This window comes from Frigoribacterium sp. CF331, assembly GCF_057787905.1.
The window spans coordinates 858745-875332 of the sequence record NZ_CM173545.1 but is presented as its reverse complement, the minus strand read 5'-3'; the positions used below and the strand labels follow the sequence as shown (position 1 = coordinate 875332).

Here is a 16588-nt window from a genome sequence, read left to right as displayed (position 1 = left end):
CCCGTCCCGTCCCGTCCCGTCACCACCGGAAGGCACCACCATGTCCCGCATCCTCATCGCCGGCGAGAGCTGGATCACCGCGACCACCCACACCAAGGGCGTCGACGAGTTCACCGCCCACTCGTACACCGAGGGCGTCGCGCAGCTGCGGGCCGCCCTGCAGGCCGGTGGCCACGAGGTCGTCCACCTGCCCGCGCACCTCGTGCCGACCGAGTTCCCCGAGACCCGGGAGGCGCTGGACGCCTACGACGTCGTGGTGCTGTCCGACATCGGGGTCAACTCGCTGCAGCTCGCGCCCGCCGTCTTCGAGAAGAGCATCCCCGGTCGCGACCGCGTCCAGGAGCTCGCCCGCTGGGTCGAGGCGGGAGGCGCGCTGCTGATGATCGGCGGCTACCTGTCGTTCTCGGGCTGGCAGGGTCGCGCGGGCTACGCCCGGACCGAGATCGCCGACGTGCTGCCGGTCGAGCTGCTGATCGGCGACGACCGCGTCGAGCGCCCGGCCGGGGTGGTCGCGACCGTGCTCGACGCCGACCACCCCGCCCTCGGCGGTGCCGGCACCGAGTGGCCCCTGCTGCTCGGCTACAACCGCACGGTCGTCAAGCCGGGAGCCGTCGAACTGGCCCGGCTGGACGGCGACCCGCTCGTCGTCGTCGGCGAGGCCGGCGCCGGACGCACCGCGGTCTTCACGAGCGACTGCTCCCCGCACTGGGCGCCGCCGGCGTTCTGCGACGAGTGGAGCGGCTACGCCAAGGTGTTCCAGGGCATCGTCTCGTGGCTGACCAGCCGCTGACGCCGACCGGCCCCGCGGCGGGCTCGCGGGGCCCCGGGGGGCGGGCGGCCGCGCTCGTCGCGCGGTGCTCGGACGGGCTCGACGCGTCGGCGTCCGTGCCGCTGCTCGCCCGGATGGCCGACGGCACGATCGACGACGCCGACTTCGGACGCTACCTCGCCATCGAGCAGGCGTTCGTCCGGACCGCCGCCCGGCTGGCCGGGTACTGCCTCTGGCAGCAGTCCGAGTGGTCGCGGGCCGAGCGTCACGCCGACGCCGTCGCCGACCTCGTCGGTCCGCAGAGCCGGTACTTCGAGCGGCTGCTGGCGACGCGACCGGTCGACGACGCGACCTCGACCGACCTGCTGCGCCGCGCCTCCGTCCTCGAGGGGGCCGTGACGGCCGCTCTCGACGAGGGCGGCTACGCCGGGGTGGTCACGAGCCTCGCCGCGGCCGAGACCCTCTACCTGCGCTGGTGCACGCGAGCGGCCGAGCGCGAGGTGCCCCGACCGGGCGACGTGCAGCGGTGGATCGACCTGCACGTCACCGACGGCTTCCGCTCGCAGGTGGCGTTCCTGCACCAGCTGGTCGACGAGCTGCCCGACGACGTGACCGACGCACAGCTGGACCGCTGGTTCGCCGGCATGCTGCGGGCCGAGGACGCGTTCCACGCGAGCGCGCTCGTCGAGGTGGCCGCGTGACCGGCCCGGTCGTCGACCTGCGGGCCGTCGAGGCCCGCCTCTCGGCCGCGGGCATCCCCTTCGAACGCCTGGCCGTCGGCCCGGACGCCGTCGTGGTCGTCTCGTCGTACGGGGGTCGGGTCTACGGGCCGTTCTTCTCCGGAGGCCTGCCAGAGAACTGGCTGCCGGACGCCTTCGGCGACGACGCGTCGTTCGGGGCGCTGGTGGCCGGCGGCGACTGGAACGTCGGCGGCGACCGGGTCTGGATCGGGCCCGAGATCGCCTACATGATCCGCGACCGCAGCGACTACTGGGGCAGCTACGAGATGCCGCCCTCGCTCGACCCCGGCCGGCACGACCTCGAGCGCACGGGCGAGCACGTCACCATGACGCGGGTCGCCGAGCTCGAGGCCTTCACCGAGCCCACGGGGGCGGTCCGGGCCGAGCTGCGGCTGGTCGTCCGGCCCGCCGCGCACCCGTTGCGCCACCTGCGCGGGGCGTCGGTCGCGAGCCCCGGCGGGGCGTCCGTGGTCGACGGGGTCGAGTACGGCGGCTACGTGACCGAGGTCCGCCTCGGCATCACGTCGGACGGTGCCCACGAGGCCGAGTCGTGGGTGCTCGACCAGGTCCGCCCCGGCGGGACCGCGTTCGTCGCGGCCGTCCCCGGGGCCCAGGTGACCGACTACTACGAGCCGGTCGGCGACCTGCTCGCCGAGGTGCCGGGGGGCGTCGCCGTGTCGCTGACGGGGGCGGACCGCTTCAAGATCGGCTTCGCGGCGCCGCACGTCACCGGACGCATCGGCCACGTGCGGGCCGTGGGCACGCCCGCCGACGACCGCGCCGTGCTGTTCGTGCGCGGCAGTCACAGCGACCCGTCCGCCGAGTACTCCGAGGAGCCCGACCCGTCGCCCGGCGTCCGGGGCGACTCCCTGCACCTCTACGACGACGACGGCGGGCTCGGCGGGTTCGCCGAGATCGAGGCGCGGGGCACCCCCGTGCTCGGCCCGCGACCCGACGCCGTCACCGACCGGTTCTCGAGCTGGTGGTTCCGGGGGCGGACCGACGACGTCGCCCGCGTGGCCCAGCACCTGCTCGGGGTGCCGGCCGCGACGGTGGCGCGAGCCGCCCGGGGGGTCGAGCCGCGCCTCCTCGGGTCGTCGCCGACCCCGAGCAGCCCCCCGCCGGCGAGCAGCCCTCCGTCGCCGAGCGACACCGCGCCCTGGCGCGACACCACGCCCCCGAGAGGAACGACATGACCACCGACACCGACCCCGAGGCCGTCGACCGGGCCTACGACGACCTCGTCGCGCTCGTCGAGCACGGGCCGCGCTTCCACGGCACGCCGGGCATCGCGGCCGCGGCCGACTGGCTCGAGCAGCACCTCGGTGCGGTCGGCTGGCCGGTGGAACGACAGGCCGTGACGCTGCCCGGCTGGCAGCCGGGCTCCGTGCACCGCGTGGTCGTCCACGACCCGATCGTCCGCGAGCTGCCCGCCTGGCCGATGCTCTGGAGCGGCTCGACGGACGGCCCGCGTCGCGGCACGGTGGAGGCCGTCGGCCCCCAGGGGCTCTGGGGCGACTCGATGACCTGGCGCAAGTTCGTCGTGACCGACGACGACGGGCGCGTGCTCGCGTACCTCCACGCCCGCGACGACGGACCCGCCGCGCCCCAGCCCCTGCCGTCGGGGTCCGACCTCGAGGTCGCCCACCTGGCGATCGGCCGGCTCGACGGCCTGCAGCTGACCGAGTGGCTGGGTGACGGCAAGGCGCTCGTCGTCGAGGTCGAGGCCGACAGCGGTGCCGTCGCGGCGGCCACGAGCGACAACCTGATCGTCGACGTGCCGGGCACGGGCGAGGGCTCGGTGCTGCTCTGCGCCCACTACGACAGCTTCTTCAACACCGTCGGCGCCTACGACAACGGCAGCGGGACGATCGCCCTGCTTCACCTCGCCGAGAAGTGGGCGGCCGAGCCGCCGGTGCCGTCGGTGCGCCTCGTCTTCTTCACCGCCGAGGAGTGGCACCTGGGCGGGTCGCGACACTTCGTCGACACGGCGTCGACCGCCGACCTCGACGCGATCGACTACGTGCTGAACGTCGACGGGCTCGGCCGCGGCTCGTTCGTCGAGGCGTTCGGTGCGCCCGAGGCGTTCTCGACGGCGTTCCGCTCGGCCCTGCTGCAGCACGCGTCGGCGACCCGGCCCGACCTCGAACTCGTGACCCGGTTCCCGCCGACGACCGGCACCGACGACGCGTCGTTCTACCGCGCCGGGGTGCCGAGCGCGTTCCTGACCTTCAACGACCTGCACCGGTTGCACCAGCCCGACGACGAGCCGAACCGGGGCATCGCGGCGAACGTGGCCTGGACCGTGCCGCTCGTCGAGCACCTCGTGGCGACCCTGGCGCGGCCGACCCGCGCCGCGCCTCCCGGGGTGCTGTAGGCCGGGTCGGTCGAGTCGACGGCCCACCCGGCCGCCTGCTCGTCCGGCCCGCCCGGTCGCCCGTTCGCCCGGGCGCCCGGCGGCTCAGCCCATCGGTTCGGCGAAGACGATCCGGTTCTGGTCGTAGTGCCCCGACGAGCGGTCGAACACGCCGCCGCAGGTGATGAGCCGCAGTTGGTCGGTCGGCTGGGCGCCGAAGACCCGCCCGGTCGGGAACTCCGCCTTCGGCACGTCGAGCACCTCGGTCACGACGTAGCCGACGACGCCGCCCTCGACCGTCGTCACGTCGACGCGGTCTCCCGCGACGAGCTCGTCGAGTCGCGCGAAGACCGCGGGCCCGGAGGCCGAGTCGACGTGGGCGGCGATCACCGTGGGCCCGCGCCCGCCGGGTTTGCCTCCGCCGGTGAACCACCCGACGTCGTCCGCGTCGACGGGCACCTCCATGGCGCCGTCGTCGGCGATCCCGAGGTCGATCAGCGGGGCGTCGAGTCCGATCGCCGGCACCGAGACGGCCGCCGGGGCCACGCCTGCGCCGACCGTGGCGAGCGCGTCGACCGCAGGAGGCGCGGTGCCGGTCGCCGACGGAGCCGCGGTCGGCGAGGCGCCCGCCCCCGCCCCCGGGGTCGGCGCCGCCGTCGGCCCGACCACCCCGGGCGACGCGCACCCGGTCAGGGCCAGCACGACGACGGCGACGACCGCCGGCAGCAGGGGGCGGCGCACGTCAGGCCCGAGCCTGGCGGTGGCGACGGGTCAGGACGTACGCGCCCGCGCCGAGCAGGGCGAGCGCGCCGGCACCACCGGCGGCGAGGCCGAGGCCGGCCGTCCCGCCCTCGGTGGCCGCGCCTCCGAGTCCGGTGTCGACGCCGCCCACGGGCACCTGCGTCAGCTGGCCGCGGACCACGCCGGCCGCGAACGACGCGGTGTGCGAGTCGCCCGTGAAGCCGGCCGGGTTCGCCTCGAGCTGCTTCAGGCTGAAGCCGGTGCCCGTGTCGGACCCGGCGTCGCTCGTCACGCCCGTGGTGAACGGTCCCTGCAGGCAGCCGCTGCTCGTGCGCGTGCCGTCACCGCGGTCGACCGGGTTCGGGAACGCGATGCGCGGCGGGCCGGCCTGACCCTGCGCCGCCTCGTGGATGTGCGTCGCGGTCTTGGCCGGGCTCTGGTAGTCGCCGGTCACGCCGCGCAGCGTGATGTCGTAGCAGATGACCTCGGTGTCGCTGTTGACCCGGAAGTCGAACGTGCCGGTCGCGCCGGACTCGCCCGGGGTGGCGACCCCGTCGTTGTTGATGACCTGGTCGGGCGTCGCCATCACCGTGTAGGCGCTGGTGAAGCGGGACGGCTCGGGCACCTCGGTCTCGGCGAACGCGGGGGTCGCGGCGAACAGGGTGACGGCCGCGGCGGCGGCGCCGCCCACGGTCAGGGTGCGGATCGCGGTCTTCTTGGTCGTGCGCGTCATCTTCGGCATGCTCCGGGTCCTCTCGACGGGCGGCTCCCGGGCGGGTGCCGCTCGACAGGGCCTACGTCGAGGTCGGCTGATGCGTTCACCCGGGGTCCGAGAAAGTTCGTGCGCGTCCTGACGGACTTCTTGCGCGTCTCGACGAACTTCGTGCGCGTCCCGATGAACGGGGGAGGCGCGGCGGACGTACACCCCGTCGGCATCCGCGACCGGCGTGGATAGGCTGGAGGTCAGGCGGATGATCGCCGTCATGGGTCGCGCCGCTCCCGTCTCGGGCCGCACGACAGATCGGAGCCCGATGAGCGAGGGGTCGCCCGGGCTCGACGTCCGGGCCGCGTTCGTCGAGCACGGCTCGGCGCTGCTCGGCTTCGCCGTCAACGCCCTGCGCGACCGGGCCCTGGCCGAGGACTGCGTGCAAGAGACGTTCGTCCGCGCCTGGCGGGCCCGCGAGTCGTTCGACGCCGACCGCGGCAGCGTGCGCACCTGGCTCTTCGCCATCGAGCGGCGCGTGGTGCTCGACGTGCACCGTGCGCGGGGACGCACCCCGTCGCTCGTGCCGTTCGACCACGCGCCCGAACCGGTGGCGACCGTGGCCGACCCGCTCGAACGGCTGGGCATGGCCGAAGGGCTCGCCCGCCTCAGCGACGACCACCGGGCGGCCGTCGTGGCCGTCCACCTCGAGGGCCTCAGCTACCGCGAGGTGTCCGACCGCACGGGCGTGCCCGTCGCGACCCTGCGCACCCGCGTGTTCCACGCCCTGCGCGCCCTCCGCACCCACCTCGACGAAGGCGAGACGACCGATGACTGACCGAACGCCAGCTGCCGGTGGCGGCACCGGAGGGATCACCGGTCCCGGTGCTGCCGGCAGCGCCGGAGGGAGCGCCGGTGCCGAGGGCTCCCGTCGCGACGAACTGATCGCCGCGGCGCTCGCCGACGACCTCTCGCCGGCCGAACGCGCCGAGTTCGACGGGCTGCGGGCCGCCGACCCGGGCGTCGACGCCGAGCTCGCCTCGCTGGGAGTGGTCGTCGAGGGGCTCTCGGGCTTCGGGCGCTGGGACGACGTCGCCCCGAGCGACCGGCTGCGCGACCGGATCGACGCGATCGGCACCGGAGGGGACGCCCACGCCGCCGGTGCCGCCGGTGCTGCCGGCGGAGTCGGTGCCGCCGGTGCTGCCGGTGCTGCGGGCGCGGACGGCGAGCGTGAGGCCGACGCGGCCGTCACGCGGATCGGCCCGCACGTCGCCGCCGCCCGCTCGGGTCGTGGTCGACGCCCCCTGCTGATCGCCGTCGCGGCCGCCGCGTGCCTCGCGATCGGCGCCGGGGGAGGCGCCCTGCTCGCGTCGCCCCGCGACACCGTCGTCACCGGCCCGGCCGGCACCCTGGGAGCCACCGAGCACGTCGACTTCACCGGTCAACCGGCCGGCGTCGACCTCGACGGCGACCTCGTCGCCCACACCTGGGGCACCGAGACCGTGCTCAGCGTCGACGGCCTGCCGACGGGCTCGGCGTTCACCGTCGTCGTCGTCGGGGACGACGGGCGCGAGTACGAGTCCGGGGCCTTCCTCGGCTCGGACGTCCGCGTCGACTGCCGGCTGAACGCCGCCGTGCTGCGGCCCGACGTGGCCTCGGTCGAGATCCGCGCGGCCGACGGGCACGACATCGCCGTCGCGTCCGTGCCGCCCGTCGCCAGCTGAGCCGGCGCGCCCACCCCTGCCGGCCGGCCCGCGCCTCCCGTTCGCGAGCCGACCCGCGCCTCCCGTTCGCGAATCGACCCGCGCCTCCCGGGCTCGGAACCGACCCGCGTGCCCGCGGGTCAGACGACCGACAAGGAGGCGCGGGTCGCCTCGGTCGTCGCGAGCAGCGACCTCGAGTCGGCCAGCGAGTGCAGGGGCGAGTCGCGCAGCCCGGCGTCCACGTAGGACGCCAGCGCCGTGGCCTGGTAGGCGAGCCCCTGTCGGCCGGTCGGCACGGACGGGTCGCTCCAGACGGCCGACCCGGCGCCCGTGGTGAGCTCGAACGTCGCGGGGAAGACCAGGTTCTGCAGGGTGCGGATCGACCCGGTCGTGCCCGCGATCGTGCCGAGCCCGGGCGAGGTGGTGAGCAGGCTCGTGGCGGCGGTCGCGAGCACCCCGTCGGCCGTGCGGGTGACGACGGCCGCGTCGAGGTCGACCCCGTCCGCCCGGGTCGAGCCGGTCGCGTGCCACTCGACGGGGTGGCCGGTCGCGAACTGGGTGAACCAGAAGGCGTAGACGCCGATGTCGAGCAGGGCGCCGCCGCCGAGCGCCGGGTCGGCCATGCGCCCGCCGGCCGAGAGGTCGTTCGCCCAGGCGACGTCCGCGGTCGCGAGTCTCACGTCGCCGATCGCGCCGTCGGCGAGCAGCGAGGCGATGACGGTGGTGTGCGGCAGGTAGCGGGTCCAGAGCGCCTCCATGGCGAGGACGCCGGCGGCGCTCGCCGCGGCCGCGATCTCGTCGGCCTCGGCCGTGCTGGTGGCCATCGGCTTCTCGATCAGGACGTGCTTGCCGGCCCGGATCGCCGTCAGCGCGTCCGGCAGGTGACGGGTGTGGGGCGTGGCCACGTAGACGACGTCGACGTCCGGGGAGGCGACCAGCGCCTCCTCGTCTCCGTACGCCGCGTCGACGCCGTGGGCGCGGGCGAAGGCCTCGGCCCGGTCGAGGCTGCGCGACGCCACGGCGACCACGCGCTGGTCGGTGTGCGCGTGCAGCGCGTCGGTGAAGTCCCCGGCGATCTCTCCCGGGCCGATCACACCCCAGCGGAGGCTCGGCCCGCCGCGCAGCGGGACGGCCGTCGCGGCGGGGAAGCTCGGGGTGCTCGGGGTCTGCGTGGACATGCGGTCTCCTCGGGGTCACGTCGTCGTGCGTGCGTCCATCTTCGCCGGTGCCCCCGGTCTCCGGCCCGAGCAACCCGCGGCGAGCGGCGTCAGCCGGCGGCCCTCGGCCCTCGGCCAGCGGCCGCCAGCCTCGGCCCTCAGCCCTCAGCCCTGCTCGGCGAACCGCCCCGTGCCGATCACGTCGAGCAAGCGCAGCTTGGCGTCGTCGTCGGACCCGGGCGTCGCCGTCAGCACGAGCAGGGTCTGCGACTGGTCTTCGGTGAACAGCGCCTGGCAGTCGACCTCGATCCGGCCGAGCTCGGGGTGCAGCAGCGTCTTGCGGTCGTCGAAGCGCTGGTGCACCGCGTGCCGGCTCCAGAGCGTGGCGAACTCGTCGCTCGACGCGAGCAGCGCCTCCACGAGCTCTCGCGGTCGGCCGCCGCCGCCCGCCATGCTCAGGGCCGCCCGCAGCCCCGAGGCCTGCAGCTCGAGCTGGTGCGCATGGTCCTCGACCGGGTAGGAGGCGCGCTCGGCCGGGTCGGTGAACCACCGGTGGAACGCGCTGCGGGCCAGGCCCTCGAAGCGCATCTGGTCGCCGAGCAGGGCCACCGCGAGGCGGTTCTGCGCGAGCGTCTCGGCCAGGTCGCTGAGGACCAGCGCCGGCGTGTCGACGAGCCGGTCGAGCACCCGCAGCAGGGCCGGGCTGACGTGGTCGCCGCCCCGCGTCCGACGCGGCGGGTGGTGCCCCGTCAGGCGGTAGAGGTGGTCGCGCTCGTCCAGGCTGAGGCGGAGGGCACGCGTCAGGGCGACGACCATCTGCTCGGACGGCTGGGGGCCGCGCTGCTGCTCGAGGCGCGCGTAGTAGTCGGTCGACATGCCGACCAGCGACGCGACCTCTTCTCGGCGGAGACCCGCGGTGCGCCGGCGGACGCCCTCGGGCAGGCCGACGTCGGACGGGCGCAGCGCCTCTCGGCGGTGACGGAGGAAGTCGGCGAGCTCGGCACGGTCCATCGCCCCATGCTGTCAGCCGGGCCGTCGCCCAGCCAGGGACCGTCGATCCCTGGACGAGCGCTCTCTGCCGACCCGCGCCTCCTCGGGGCAGGGTGGGGTCAGCACCGACGGTCGTCTTCCCGGCGAGCGTCACCCGCCGCGCGGTGCACGGCACCCACGCCGCGCCGCGCGCGGCACCCACGCCGCGCCGCGCGCGGCACCCACGCCGCGCCGCGCGCGGCACCCCACGAAGGAGCGACCGTGAAGATCAGCGGCAACACCGTGTTCATCCCCGGAGCCACGTCCGGCATCGGCCTGGGCCTCGCCCTGCGCCTGCAGGCCGCGGGCAACACCGTCATCGTGGCGGGCCGCCGCCGGGCCCTGCTCGACGAGATCGTCCGGGACCACCCGGGCATCGAGGCCGTCGAACTAGACACCACCGACCCGCAGGCCGTCGTCGAGGTCTCGGCCGAGGTCCAGCGCCGCTGGCCCGAGACCGACGTCGTCGTCGCGATGGCCGGCATCATGCAGACCGAGGACGTCACGAGCGGCGACTTCCTCGCGACGGCCGAGGCGACGGTCACGACGAACCTGCTCGGGCCGATCCGGCTGCTGGCCGCGTGGACGTCGTTCCTGCAGACGCAGCCGGCCGCCTCGTTCGTGACCGTCTCGTCGGGGCTCGCGAGCGTGCCGCTGCCGATCACGCCGACCTACTCGGCGACCAAGGCCGCGATCCACTCGTTCAGCGAGGCCGTCCGCGTGCAGCTCGCGGGCACCAGCGTGCAGGTCGTCGAACTCGTGCCGCCGGCCGTCCAGACCACCCTGCTCGGGCAACAGGACGACCCCTCGGCCATGCCGCTCGACGAGTACCTCGACGAGACGATGGCCCTGCTCGAGGCGCAGCCCGACGCCCACGAGATCCTGGTCGAGCGCGTCAGGTTCTTGCGCGACGCCGAGGCCGAGGGGCGGTACGACGCGGTGCTGGCGCGGCTCAGCGGGCACTGAGCAGGGGTGGGGGGTCGGCGCCGGGTCGTGTGCGTGTGCCGGGTCGGCGGGTTGATGGATCGGCGGGCGCCGGGTCGACGGACGCCGGCTCGTGTCGGGCACCGCGCCCTAGGCTGAACGCATGAGTGCGTGGGGTGACTGGGGTCCGGCCGTGGTGGCGATCGTCGTCGCCGTCGTCTACCTCGTGATCGTCGTGAGCATCGTGCGAGCCGTGCGCCGTCGAGCCGACACGACCCAGCTCGAGCGCACCGTCTGGACGGTCGCGGCCGTCCTCTTCCCGATCGGCGCCGGGGCCGTCTGGCTGCTGCTCGGGCCGCACCCGCTCGGCCTGCGCATCGACCGCGAGCACGAATAGCCCCGGGTCGAGCGCGGCCCCGCCCCCGAGCGGCACGGCCCACCTCCGGGCGGGCACGGTCCCGCCTCCGGCCGGGTGCGGCCCCGCCCCCGAGCGGCACGGCCCACCTCCGGTCGGGCACGGTCCCGCCTCCGGGGTCGAGCCTGTCGGCGGTCGCGTCTAGCCTGCGGAGGTGACCAGCCCCACTTCCGAACCCGACGCCTGCCGAGGAGGCGCGGCTGGGCCCCTCGAGACCGCCTGCGGTCGCCCGGTCGACGCGTCGTCGCCCGTGCCGCTGTGCGACCGGCACCTGGCGGTCGCCGCCGACTGGGTGGCGGCACGCGAGGGCTCGGGCGACGGGGTGACCGACCTGCTGCCGTCGCCGTGCCTCGCCTGCGGCTCGCGGCTCGGCGTGCACTGGCCGTCGGGCTGGCTCTGCGCCGTCTGCGAGTGGCGCCAGGGCGACGTTCCCGACGCCGAGCTCGGGGTCGTGCGGGTCGACGTCGTCTACTACATCCGCTTCGACGACCGCATCAAGATCGGCACCTCGTCGAACCCGCGGCAGCGCCTGGGTACCCTCTGGCACGACGAACTCCTGGCCTTCGAGCGGGGCGACCGCGTGGTCGAACGCCGGAGGCACGGACAGTTCGCCGCGACCCGCTTCGGCCGCACCGAGTGGTTCGCACCGAGCGCCGAACTCGACGCGCACGTGACGGCGCTCGCCGCGGGCGTCGACGACCCCTGGCAGCGGTACGCCCGTTGGCGCAGCGAGGCCCTGGCCCTGCGCGGCTGACCCTGGCCCTGCGCGGCTGACCCTGGTCCGCGCCGGGCCCTGAGCCTCGTCGCACCGGGTTTCGTCCTTCGCACCGCGACTAGATCGGGTGCCGTGCACGAAACGCGGTGCAGTGTCGTGGCTGTGCCCGGTCGTTCGGGTGCGCGCCGGGGTCAGGGGCGCAGATAGGCGTCGACGAGCAGGGGGCCGCGGATGGCCCGCAGTTCGTCGAGCAGCAACGGCACCGTCTGCCGGGTCAGCCCCGAGAGCTGCAGGTCGTGCGGGCCGAGGGGCGGCAGCTTGCCCGTGCGCAGTCGCACGACCTGCCAGCCGGCCGCGCGGAGGGCCGCGTCCTTGCGCCGGTCGGCGGTCTCGCGGTGTCCGACGTGCTCGAGCCCGTGCCGCCCGGTCGAGTCGTACTCGATCGCGACCCGCAGCTCGCTCAGCACGATGTCCGGCCACACCTCGACGTGGTCGAAGAACGGACGCCCGACGCGCACGGCGTTGAGCCCGGGCTCGAACTCGAGCCGGGCGGTCAGTTCGGCCCGCAGCTCGGCCTCGACCGCCGACGCCGGCTTCGGCGCACACACGCTGGTGAACGGGGTGCCCGTCGGCAGCGCCGGCGTCTTGTCGCAGACCGGCCGCGAGGCACGGGTCGGCCGCGAGGCCCGACCGCCCCGGGAGGCGCGGGCCGGCTGGGCGGCGCGGGCCGGCTCGGAGGCGCGGGCCGGCTCGGAGGCGCGGGCCGGCTGGGAAGCGTCGGCGGGCTCGGAGGCGCGGCTCGGCTGGGCGGCGCGGGAGCCCGGACTGCCGGTCGCGTCCGCCCGTGGTGTCGTCGACGGCAGGCCGGTGCTCACGGAGCGACGACGCCGGGGCGGGGGTGGCGGGGTACCGGGCGCCGCGCCTCCTGACTTCTGAGCCTGCACCGTCGAGCCCGGCACCGACGACGTCGCGGTCGTCGGTGCGGGCGCCGGCAGGCCCGCACCCGTCTCGCCGGTGGCCAGGGCTGGTCCGCGGACGAGCGCGGCCGGCTCGTCCGTGACCGCGGCCTGCCGCCGGGCGGCCTCGGCCTGCGCCCGCACGACCGCCGCAGGAGCGATGGGCGGGCGCATCGGCAGCGCGTGTGGCACGGCCAGTTCGCTGCAGGTGGGGCACCACGACGACCGGCGTCGCTCGCGCCCCGGCCGGTGTCGCTGCTCGTCGGGAGTGGCGACGAACACGTGGCCGGCGTCGCAGAGCCAGCACAGCCACACGTCGGCCGCGGGCGGGATCTGGCTCAGCACGATGCCGGCGTTGTGCTCGGGGCGGTACTGGCGCACCAGCACCGGGTACGACGCCCACGCCTCGCGGTAGCTGCCCACCGCGTAGGGCACGGCGAGCCCGCGCGACGTCTGGCGTCGCGCCCACCAGGCGGCGATCGGCTCGGGCACGCGCACACGGTACGACGGGCCGCCGACATCCGCACCCGCCGCTCGGGGCACGAACCCCGTTCGCGAAGACGAACCACGAAGAAACGGGGTTCGGCTTCGTGAACGGGGTTCGGCGAGACGCGGCCCGGCCCGGCCGCCCCCGACCCCCGTAGCATCAACCGGATGCCCGACACCGCGCCTCCCGACGTGCCCACCCCCGCGACCGCCGCCGCGGCAGCAGCCCCTGGCGCCCCCGACGCACCAGCCCCCGCCGACGCCCCGACCGCCGCGGCCTCGGGCGACGCCCCGACCGCCGCGGCCCCCGCCGACCCCGCGACCGCCGCAGCCCCCGCGACCGCCGCAGCCCCCGCGACCGCCGCAGCCCCCGCGACCGCACCAGCCCCGGCCGACGTCCACGCCCGCGGCTTCGTCCGCGTCCGTGGTGCCCGCGAGAACAACCTGCGCGCGGTCGACATCGACGTGCCGCGCGACAGCATCGTCGCGTTCACGGGCGTCTCGGGCTCGGGCAAGTCGTCACTGGCGTTCGGCACGATCTTCGCCGAGGCGCAGCGCCGGTTCTTCGAGTCGGTGGCTCCCTACGCACGTAGGTTGATCGCGCAGGGCGGCACCCCGCACGTCGACGAGATCACGGGCCTGCCTCCGGCCGTCGCCCTGCAGCAGCGTCGGGGGGCGCCGAGCTCGCGGTCGACCGTCGGCACCCTGACCACCCTGTCGAACTCGATGCGGATGCTCTACTCGCGGGCCGGCAGCTACCCCGCCGGGGCCGACCGCCTCGAGTCCGACTCGTTCTCGCCCAACACCGTCGCCGGGGCCTGCCCGCGCTGCCACGGCCTCGGCGTCGCGCACGAGGTCACCGAGTCGTCGGCCGTCCACGACCCCTCCCTGAGCATCCGCGACGGCGCCATCACCGCCTGGCCGGGAGCCTGGCAGGGCAAGAACCTCCGCGACGTCACGAGCGTCCTCGGCTACGACATCGACCGCCCCTGGCGCGACCTGCCCCAGGCCGACCGCGACTGGCTGCTGTACACCGACGAGCAGCCCGTCGTCGAGGTGAACCCCCAGCGCGACCGGGTCGCGAAGCCGTACAAGGGCCGCTTCTGGAGCGCCCGCGCCTTCGTCATGCACACCCTCGCCGACTCGCAGAGCGAGACGCAGCGCACCAAGGTGCTGCGGTACGTCGAGAGCGGGCCGTGCTCGCTCTGCGGCGGCAGCGGGCTGACCCGGGCCGCGCTCGCGGTGACCTTCGCGGGCCGCACCATCGCCGAGCTGAACGCGCTGCCGATCGCCGAGCTGGGCGACGTCCTGCGGCCGACCGCCACCCTGACGAGCGCGTCGGCCGCCGTGTCGAACGCGTCGTCGGGTGAGGTCACCGAGGTCGCCGTCCGCCTCGCCGCCGACCTGCTGGCCCGCACGACCGTGCTCGACGACCTCGGGCTCGGCTACCTCAGCCTCGGCCGGGCGACGCCCACGCTGTCGCCGGGCGAGATGCAGCGGCTGCGCATCGCGACGCAGCTGCGGTCCGGCCTGTTCGGCGTCGTCTACGTGCTCGACGAGCCGAGCGCCGGCCTGCACCCGGCCGACGCCGAGTCCCTCGTCGAGGTGCTCGAACGCCTGCGGGCGAGCGGCAACTCCGTGTTCGTCGTCGAGCACGACATGAGCATCGTGCGCCGCGCCGACTGGGTCGTCGACGTCGGCCCGGGGGCCGGCAGCCAAGGAGGCGCGGTGCTCTACAGCGGTCCCGTCGCCGGGCTCGCCGGGGTCGCCGACTCGGTCACCCGACGCTTCCTCGAACCGTCCGACGCCGGTCGCGCCCAGGACGAGCCGCCCGTCCGCCGCGAACCGGTCGGCACCCTCGAGCTGCGGGGCGTCACCCGGCACAACCTCGTCGGCGTCGACGTCGACCTGCCGCTCGGCGTGCTGACCGCGGTGACGGGGGTGTCGGGTTCGGGCAAGTCGACGCTGGTGGGTGGGGTGCTGGCCGAGACCGCGACCGGGCACGAGCGGGTCGACCGCGTCGTGCAGGTCGACCAGAAGCCGATCGGCCGGACGCCGCGGTCGAACCTCACGACCTACACGGGCCTGTTCGACGCCGTGCGGCAGGCGTTCGCGGCGACCGACCTGGCACGAGAGCGCGGCTACGGTGCCGGACGCTTCTCGTTCAACGTCGTCGGCGGCCGCTGCGAGGTCTGCCAGGGCGAGGGGTTCGTCTCGGTCGAGCTCCTCTTCCTGCCCGGCAGCTACTCGCCCTGCCCCGAGTGCCACGGCGCCCGGTTCAACCCCGAGACCCTCGAGGTGACCTGGCACGGGGCGACGGTCGCGGACGTGCTCGCGATGACGGTCGACGAGGCCGCGACGTTCCTGACCGAGGTGACCAGCGCCTCGCGGGCCCTCGAGACCCTGCGGCAGGTGGGGCTCGGCTACCTCCGGCTCGGGCAGCCGGCGACCGAGCTGTCGGGCGGTGAGGCGCAGCGCATCAAGCTGGCGACCGAGCTGCAGCGGGCGCGCACCGGTCACACGCTCTACCTGCTCGACGAGCCGACGACGGGGCTCCACCCGGCCGACGTCGAGTTGCTCGTCGCCCAGCTGCAGCTGCTCGTCGACGCGGGCAACTCGGTCGTGGTGGTCGAGCACCACATGGGCGTCGTCGCCGCGTCCGACCACGTGATCGACCTCGGCCCCGGGGGAGGCGACGCCGGCGGTCGCGTGCTCGCCGTCGGCACGCCCGAGCAGGTCGCCGGGGCCGCGGGCAGCCGGACGGCGCCGTACCTCGCGGCGGCGCTGCCGGGCTGACCCGCCGAGAGCCGGGGAGGCGCGGTGCAGCCGAGCCGCGCCTCCCGCCTTCCCGACCAGCGCCTCCTGCCTTCTCGACCCGCGCCTCCCGGCCCTCGCGACCTGCGCCTCTCGCGACGCCCCGACGAGACACGACGTGCCGCCCACCGGTCGAGGGGGCGGCACGTCGTGTCGGAGCGGGTGGGGTCTACGGCGAGACCATGCCACCGTTCACGTTGAGCGTCTCGCCCGAGACGAAGCTCGACTCGCCCGACGCGAGGAACACGTAGGCCGGAGCCTGCTCGGCGGGCTGCCCTGCGCGGCCGAGCGGCGCCTCGCTCGAGCCGAACTCGGGCAGCGACTCGGGGTCGACGCCGTCGGTGACCTGCAGCACCGTCCAGGTCGGGCCCGGGGCGACGACGTTGACGCGGATGCCCTTCTTGATGAGCTGCTGCGCCATGCCCTTGGACAGGTTGTTGATCGCACCCTTGGTGGCGGCGTAGTCGAGGCGGTCGGGGGCCGGCGTGTGCGCCTCGGCCGACGCCGTGTTGATGATGGTCGAGCCGGGGGCCAGGTGCGGGACGGCCGCCTTGACGATCCAGAACGGCGCGTAGACGTTGGTGCGGAAGGTCAGGTCGAACTGCTCGTCGGTGATGTCGGCGATGTCCTCGTGCCAGACCTGCTTGCCGGCGACGTTGACGACGGCGTCCAGGCCGCCGAGCCCCTCGACGGCCTTCTCGACCAGTTCGCGACAGAAGGAGGCGCTGGTCAGGTCGCCGGGCAGGGCCACGGCCTTCTGCCCCGCGGACTCGATCATGGCGATGACGTGGTCGGCGTCTGACTGCTCGCTCGGGAGGTAGTTCAGGGCGACGTCGGCACCCTCGCGGGCGTAGGCGATGGCGACGGCGGCCCCGATGCCGGAGTCGGCACCCGTGATGAGCGCCTTGCGGCCGGTCAGGCGGCCGGTGCCGCGGTAGGTCTCCTCGCCGAGGTCGGGCACGGGCGTCATCTTCGACTGCAGGCCGGGCTCGTCCTGGTGCTGCACCTCGGGGCTGATCGTCGGGTAGAGCGAGCGCGGGTCGGCGAAGGTGTACTGGTCGCGGGTCATGCGGGGTCCTC

At 75.2% G+C, this 16588-nt stretch carries 16 protein-coding genes; 10 read left to right on the top strand and 6 right to left on the bottom strand.

Annotated features, from left to right (window positions below; all coding sequences use genetic code 11):
• Positions 1–40 precede the first annotated feature (40 nt).
• The 4 genes from AC3CCI_RS04055 to AC3CCI_RS04040 are packed head-to-tail and all read left to right on the top strand — an operon-like array spanning position 41 to position 3886.
• Positions 41–790, top strand: a complete 750-nt coding sequence (locus AC3CCI_RS04055; RefSeq protein WP_354593739.1) for a glutamine amidotransferase — start codon at positions 41–43, stop codon at positions 788–790.
• Positions 772–1470, top strand: coding sequence for a TenA family protein (locus AC3CCI_RS04050; RefSeq protein ID WP_354593738.1), 699 nt, complete (start codon positions 772–774; stop codon positions 1468–1470). Before AC3CCI_RS04055 ends, AC3CCI_RS04050 begins: the two co-directional genes overlap by 19 nt.
• Positions 1467–2705, top strand: a complete 1239-nt coding sequence (locus tag AC3CCI_RS04045) for a hypothetical protein (protein WP_488628182.1) — start codon at positions 1467–1469, stop codon at positions 2703–2705. The genes AC3CCI_RS04050 and AC3CCI_RS04045 overlap by 4 nt, the downstream gene beginning before the upstream one ends.
• Complete coding sequence (locus AC3CCI_RS04040) at positions 2702–3886, top strand: M28 family metallopeptidase (protein WP_354593737.1); 1185 nt, start codon at positions 2702–2704, stop codon at positions 3884–3886. Before AC3CCI_RS04045 ends, AC3CCI_RS04040 begins: the two co-directional genes overlap by 4 nt.
• An 84-nt stretch (positions 3887–3970) precedes the next feature.
• Here the strand turns inward: AC3CCI_RS04040 and AC3CCI_RS04035 are convergent, their stop codons facing one another.
• Entirely contained in the window at positions 3971–4606 is a 636-nt protein-coding gene (locus tag AC3CCI_RS04035; protein WP_488628181.1) for a class F sortase, read from the bottom strand.
• Between the two features lies 1 nt (position 4607).
• On the bottom strand, positions 4608–5348 hold the full coding sequence (locus AC3CCI_RS04030) for a CHRD domain-containing protein (protein ID WP_354593735.1): 741 nt from the start codon (positions 5346–5348) through the stop codon (positions 4608–4610).
• Between the two features lie 229 nt (positions 5349–5577).
• Between AC3CCI_RS04030 and AC3CCI_RS04025 the strand changes: the two genes are divergently transcribed.
• Both AC3CCI_RS04025 and AC3CCI_RS04020 read left to right on the top strand, forming a co-directional pair.
• Positions 5578–6147, top strand: a complete 570-nt coding sequence (locus AC3CCI_RS04025) for an RNA polymerase sigma factor (RefSeq protein ID WP_488628180.1) — start codon at positions 5578–5580, stop codon at positions 6145–6147.
• Complete coding sequence (locus AC3CCI_RS04020; protein ID WP_488628179.1) at positions 6140–7033, top strand: hypothetical protein; 894 nt, start codon at positions 6140–6142, stop codon at positions 7031–7033. Before AC3CCI_RS04025 ends, AC3CCI_RS04020 begins: the two co-directional genes overlap by 8 nt.
• A gap of 119 nt (positions 7034–7152) precedes the next feature.
• On the opposite strand, the gene AC3CCI_RS04015 is transcribed toward AC3CCI_RS04020, so the two are convergent.
• Together AC3CCI_RS04015 and AC3CCI_RS04010 are read right to left on the bottom strand one after the other, a co-directional pair.
• Positions 7153–8190: a Gfo/Idh/MocA family protein gene (locus AC3CCI_RS04015; RefSeq protein ID WP_488628178.1), complete on the bottom strand. Its 1038-nt coding sequence runs from the start codon at positions 8188–8190 to the stop codon at positions 7153–7155.
• Positions 8191–8334: 144 nt separating this feature from the next.
• On the bottom strand, positions 8335–9180 hold the full coding sequence (locus AC3CCI_RS04010; protein WP_488628177.1) for a helix-turn-helix transcriptional regulator: 846 nt from the start codon (positions 9178–9180) through the stop codon (positions 8335–8337).
• 240 nt (positions 9181–9420) lie between these two features.
• On the opposite strand from AC3CCI_RS04010, the gene AC3CCI_RS04005 reads away from it, so the two are divergent.
• From AC3CCI_RS04005 to AC3CCI_RS03995, 3 genes are all read left to right on the top strand, one after another.
• A complete protein-coding gene (locus AC3CCI_RS04005) occupies positions 9421–10164 on the top strand; it encodes an SDR family oxidoreductase (RefSeq protein WP_488628176.1) in 744 nt (247 codons plus the stop codon).
• A 121-nt stretch (positions 10165–10285) separates the two neighbouring features.
• Positions 10286–10519: a hypothetical protein gene (locus AC3CCI_RS04000; RefSeq protein ID WP_354593729.1), complete on the top strand. Its 234-nt coding sequence runs from the start codon at positions 10286–10288 to the stop codon at positions 10517–10519.
• Positions 10520–10691: 172 nt separating this feature from the next.
• Positions 10692–11291 carry a GIY-YIG nuclease family protein gene (locus tag AC3CCI_RS03995; RefSeq protein ID WP_488628175.1) on the top strand — a complete coding sequence of 200 codons (600 nt, stop codon included), beginning with the start codon at positions 10692–10694 and terminating at the stop codon, positions 11289–11291.
• Between the two features lie 152 nt (positions 11292–11443).
• Here AC3CCI_RS03995 and AC3CCI_RS03990 read toward each other — a convergent pair whose 3' ends face one another.
• Positions 11444–12700: a zinc-ribbon domain-containing protein gene (locus AC3CCI_RS03990; protein WP_488628174.1), complete on the bottom strand. Its 1257-nt coding sequence runs from the start codon at positions 12698–12700 to the stop codon at positions 11444–11446.
• Positions 12701–12862: 162 nt separating this feature from the next.
• On the opposite strand from AC3CCI_RS03990, the gene AC3CCI_RS03985 reads away from it, so the two are divergent.
• Positions 12863–15490 (top strand): ATP-binding cassette domain-containing protein, encoded by a 2628-nt coding sequence (locus AC3CCI_RS03985; protein ID WP_488628173.1) that lies wholly within the window; start codon positions 12863–12865, stop codon positions 15488–15490.
• 187 nt (positions 15491–15677) lie between these two features.
• On the opposite strand, the gene AC3CCI_RS03980 is transcribed toward AC3CCI_RS03985, so the two are convergent.
• On the bottom strand, positions 15678–16577 hold the full coding sequence (locus AC3CCI_RS03980; RefSeq protein ID WP_488628172.1) for an SDR family oxidoreductase: 900 nt from the start codon (positions 16575–16577) through the stop codon (positions 15678–15680).
• Positions 16578–16588 lie beyond the last annotated feature (11 nt).

Coding starts and splice junctions, on each gene's coding strand:
- AC3CCI_RS04025 (WP_488628180.1), top strand. CDS start 5,578: ATGATCGCCGTCATGGGTCGCGCCGCTCCCGTCTCGGGCCGCACGACA.
- AC3CCI_RS04040 (WP_354593737.1), top strand. CDS start 2,702: ATGACCACCGACACCGACCCCGAGGCCGTCGACCGGGCCTACGACGAC.
- AC3CCI_RS03980 (WP_488628172.1), bottom strand. CDS start 16,577: ATGACCCGCGACCAGTACACCTTCGCCGACCCGCGCTCGCTCTACCCG.
- AC3CCI_RS04010 (WP_488628177.1), bottom strand. CDS start 9,180: ATGGACCGTGCCGAGCTCGCCGACTTCCTCCGTCACCGCCGAGAGGCG.
- AC3CCI_RS04015 (WP_488628178.1), bottom strand. CDS start 8,190: ATGTCCACGCAGACCCCGAGCACCCCGAGCTTCCCCGCCGCGACGGCC.
- AC3CCI_RS04020 (WP_488628179.1), top strand. CDS start 6,140: ATGACTGACCGAACGCCAGCTGCCGGTGGCGGCACCGGAGGGATCACC.
- AC3CCI_RS03985 (WP_488628173.1), top strand. CDS start 12,863: ATGCCCGACACCGCGCCTCCCGACGTGCCCACCCCCGCGACCGCCGCC.
- AC3CCI_RS04030 (WP_354593735.1), bottom strand. CDS start 5,348: ATGCCGAAGATGACGCGCACGACCAAGAAGACCGCGATCCGCACCCTG.
- AC3CCI_RS04000 (WP_354593729.1), top strand. CDS start 10,286: ATGAGTGCGTGGGGTGACTGGGGTCCGGCCGTGGTGGCGATCGTCGTC.
- AC3CCI_RS04055 (WP_354593739.1), top strand. CDS start 41: ATGTCCCGCATCCTCATCGCCGGCGAGAGCTGGATCACCGCGACCACC.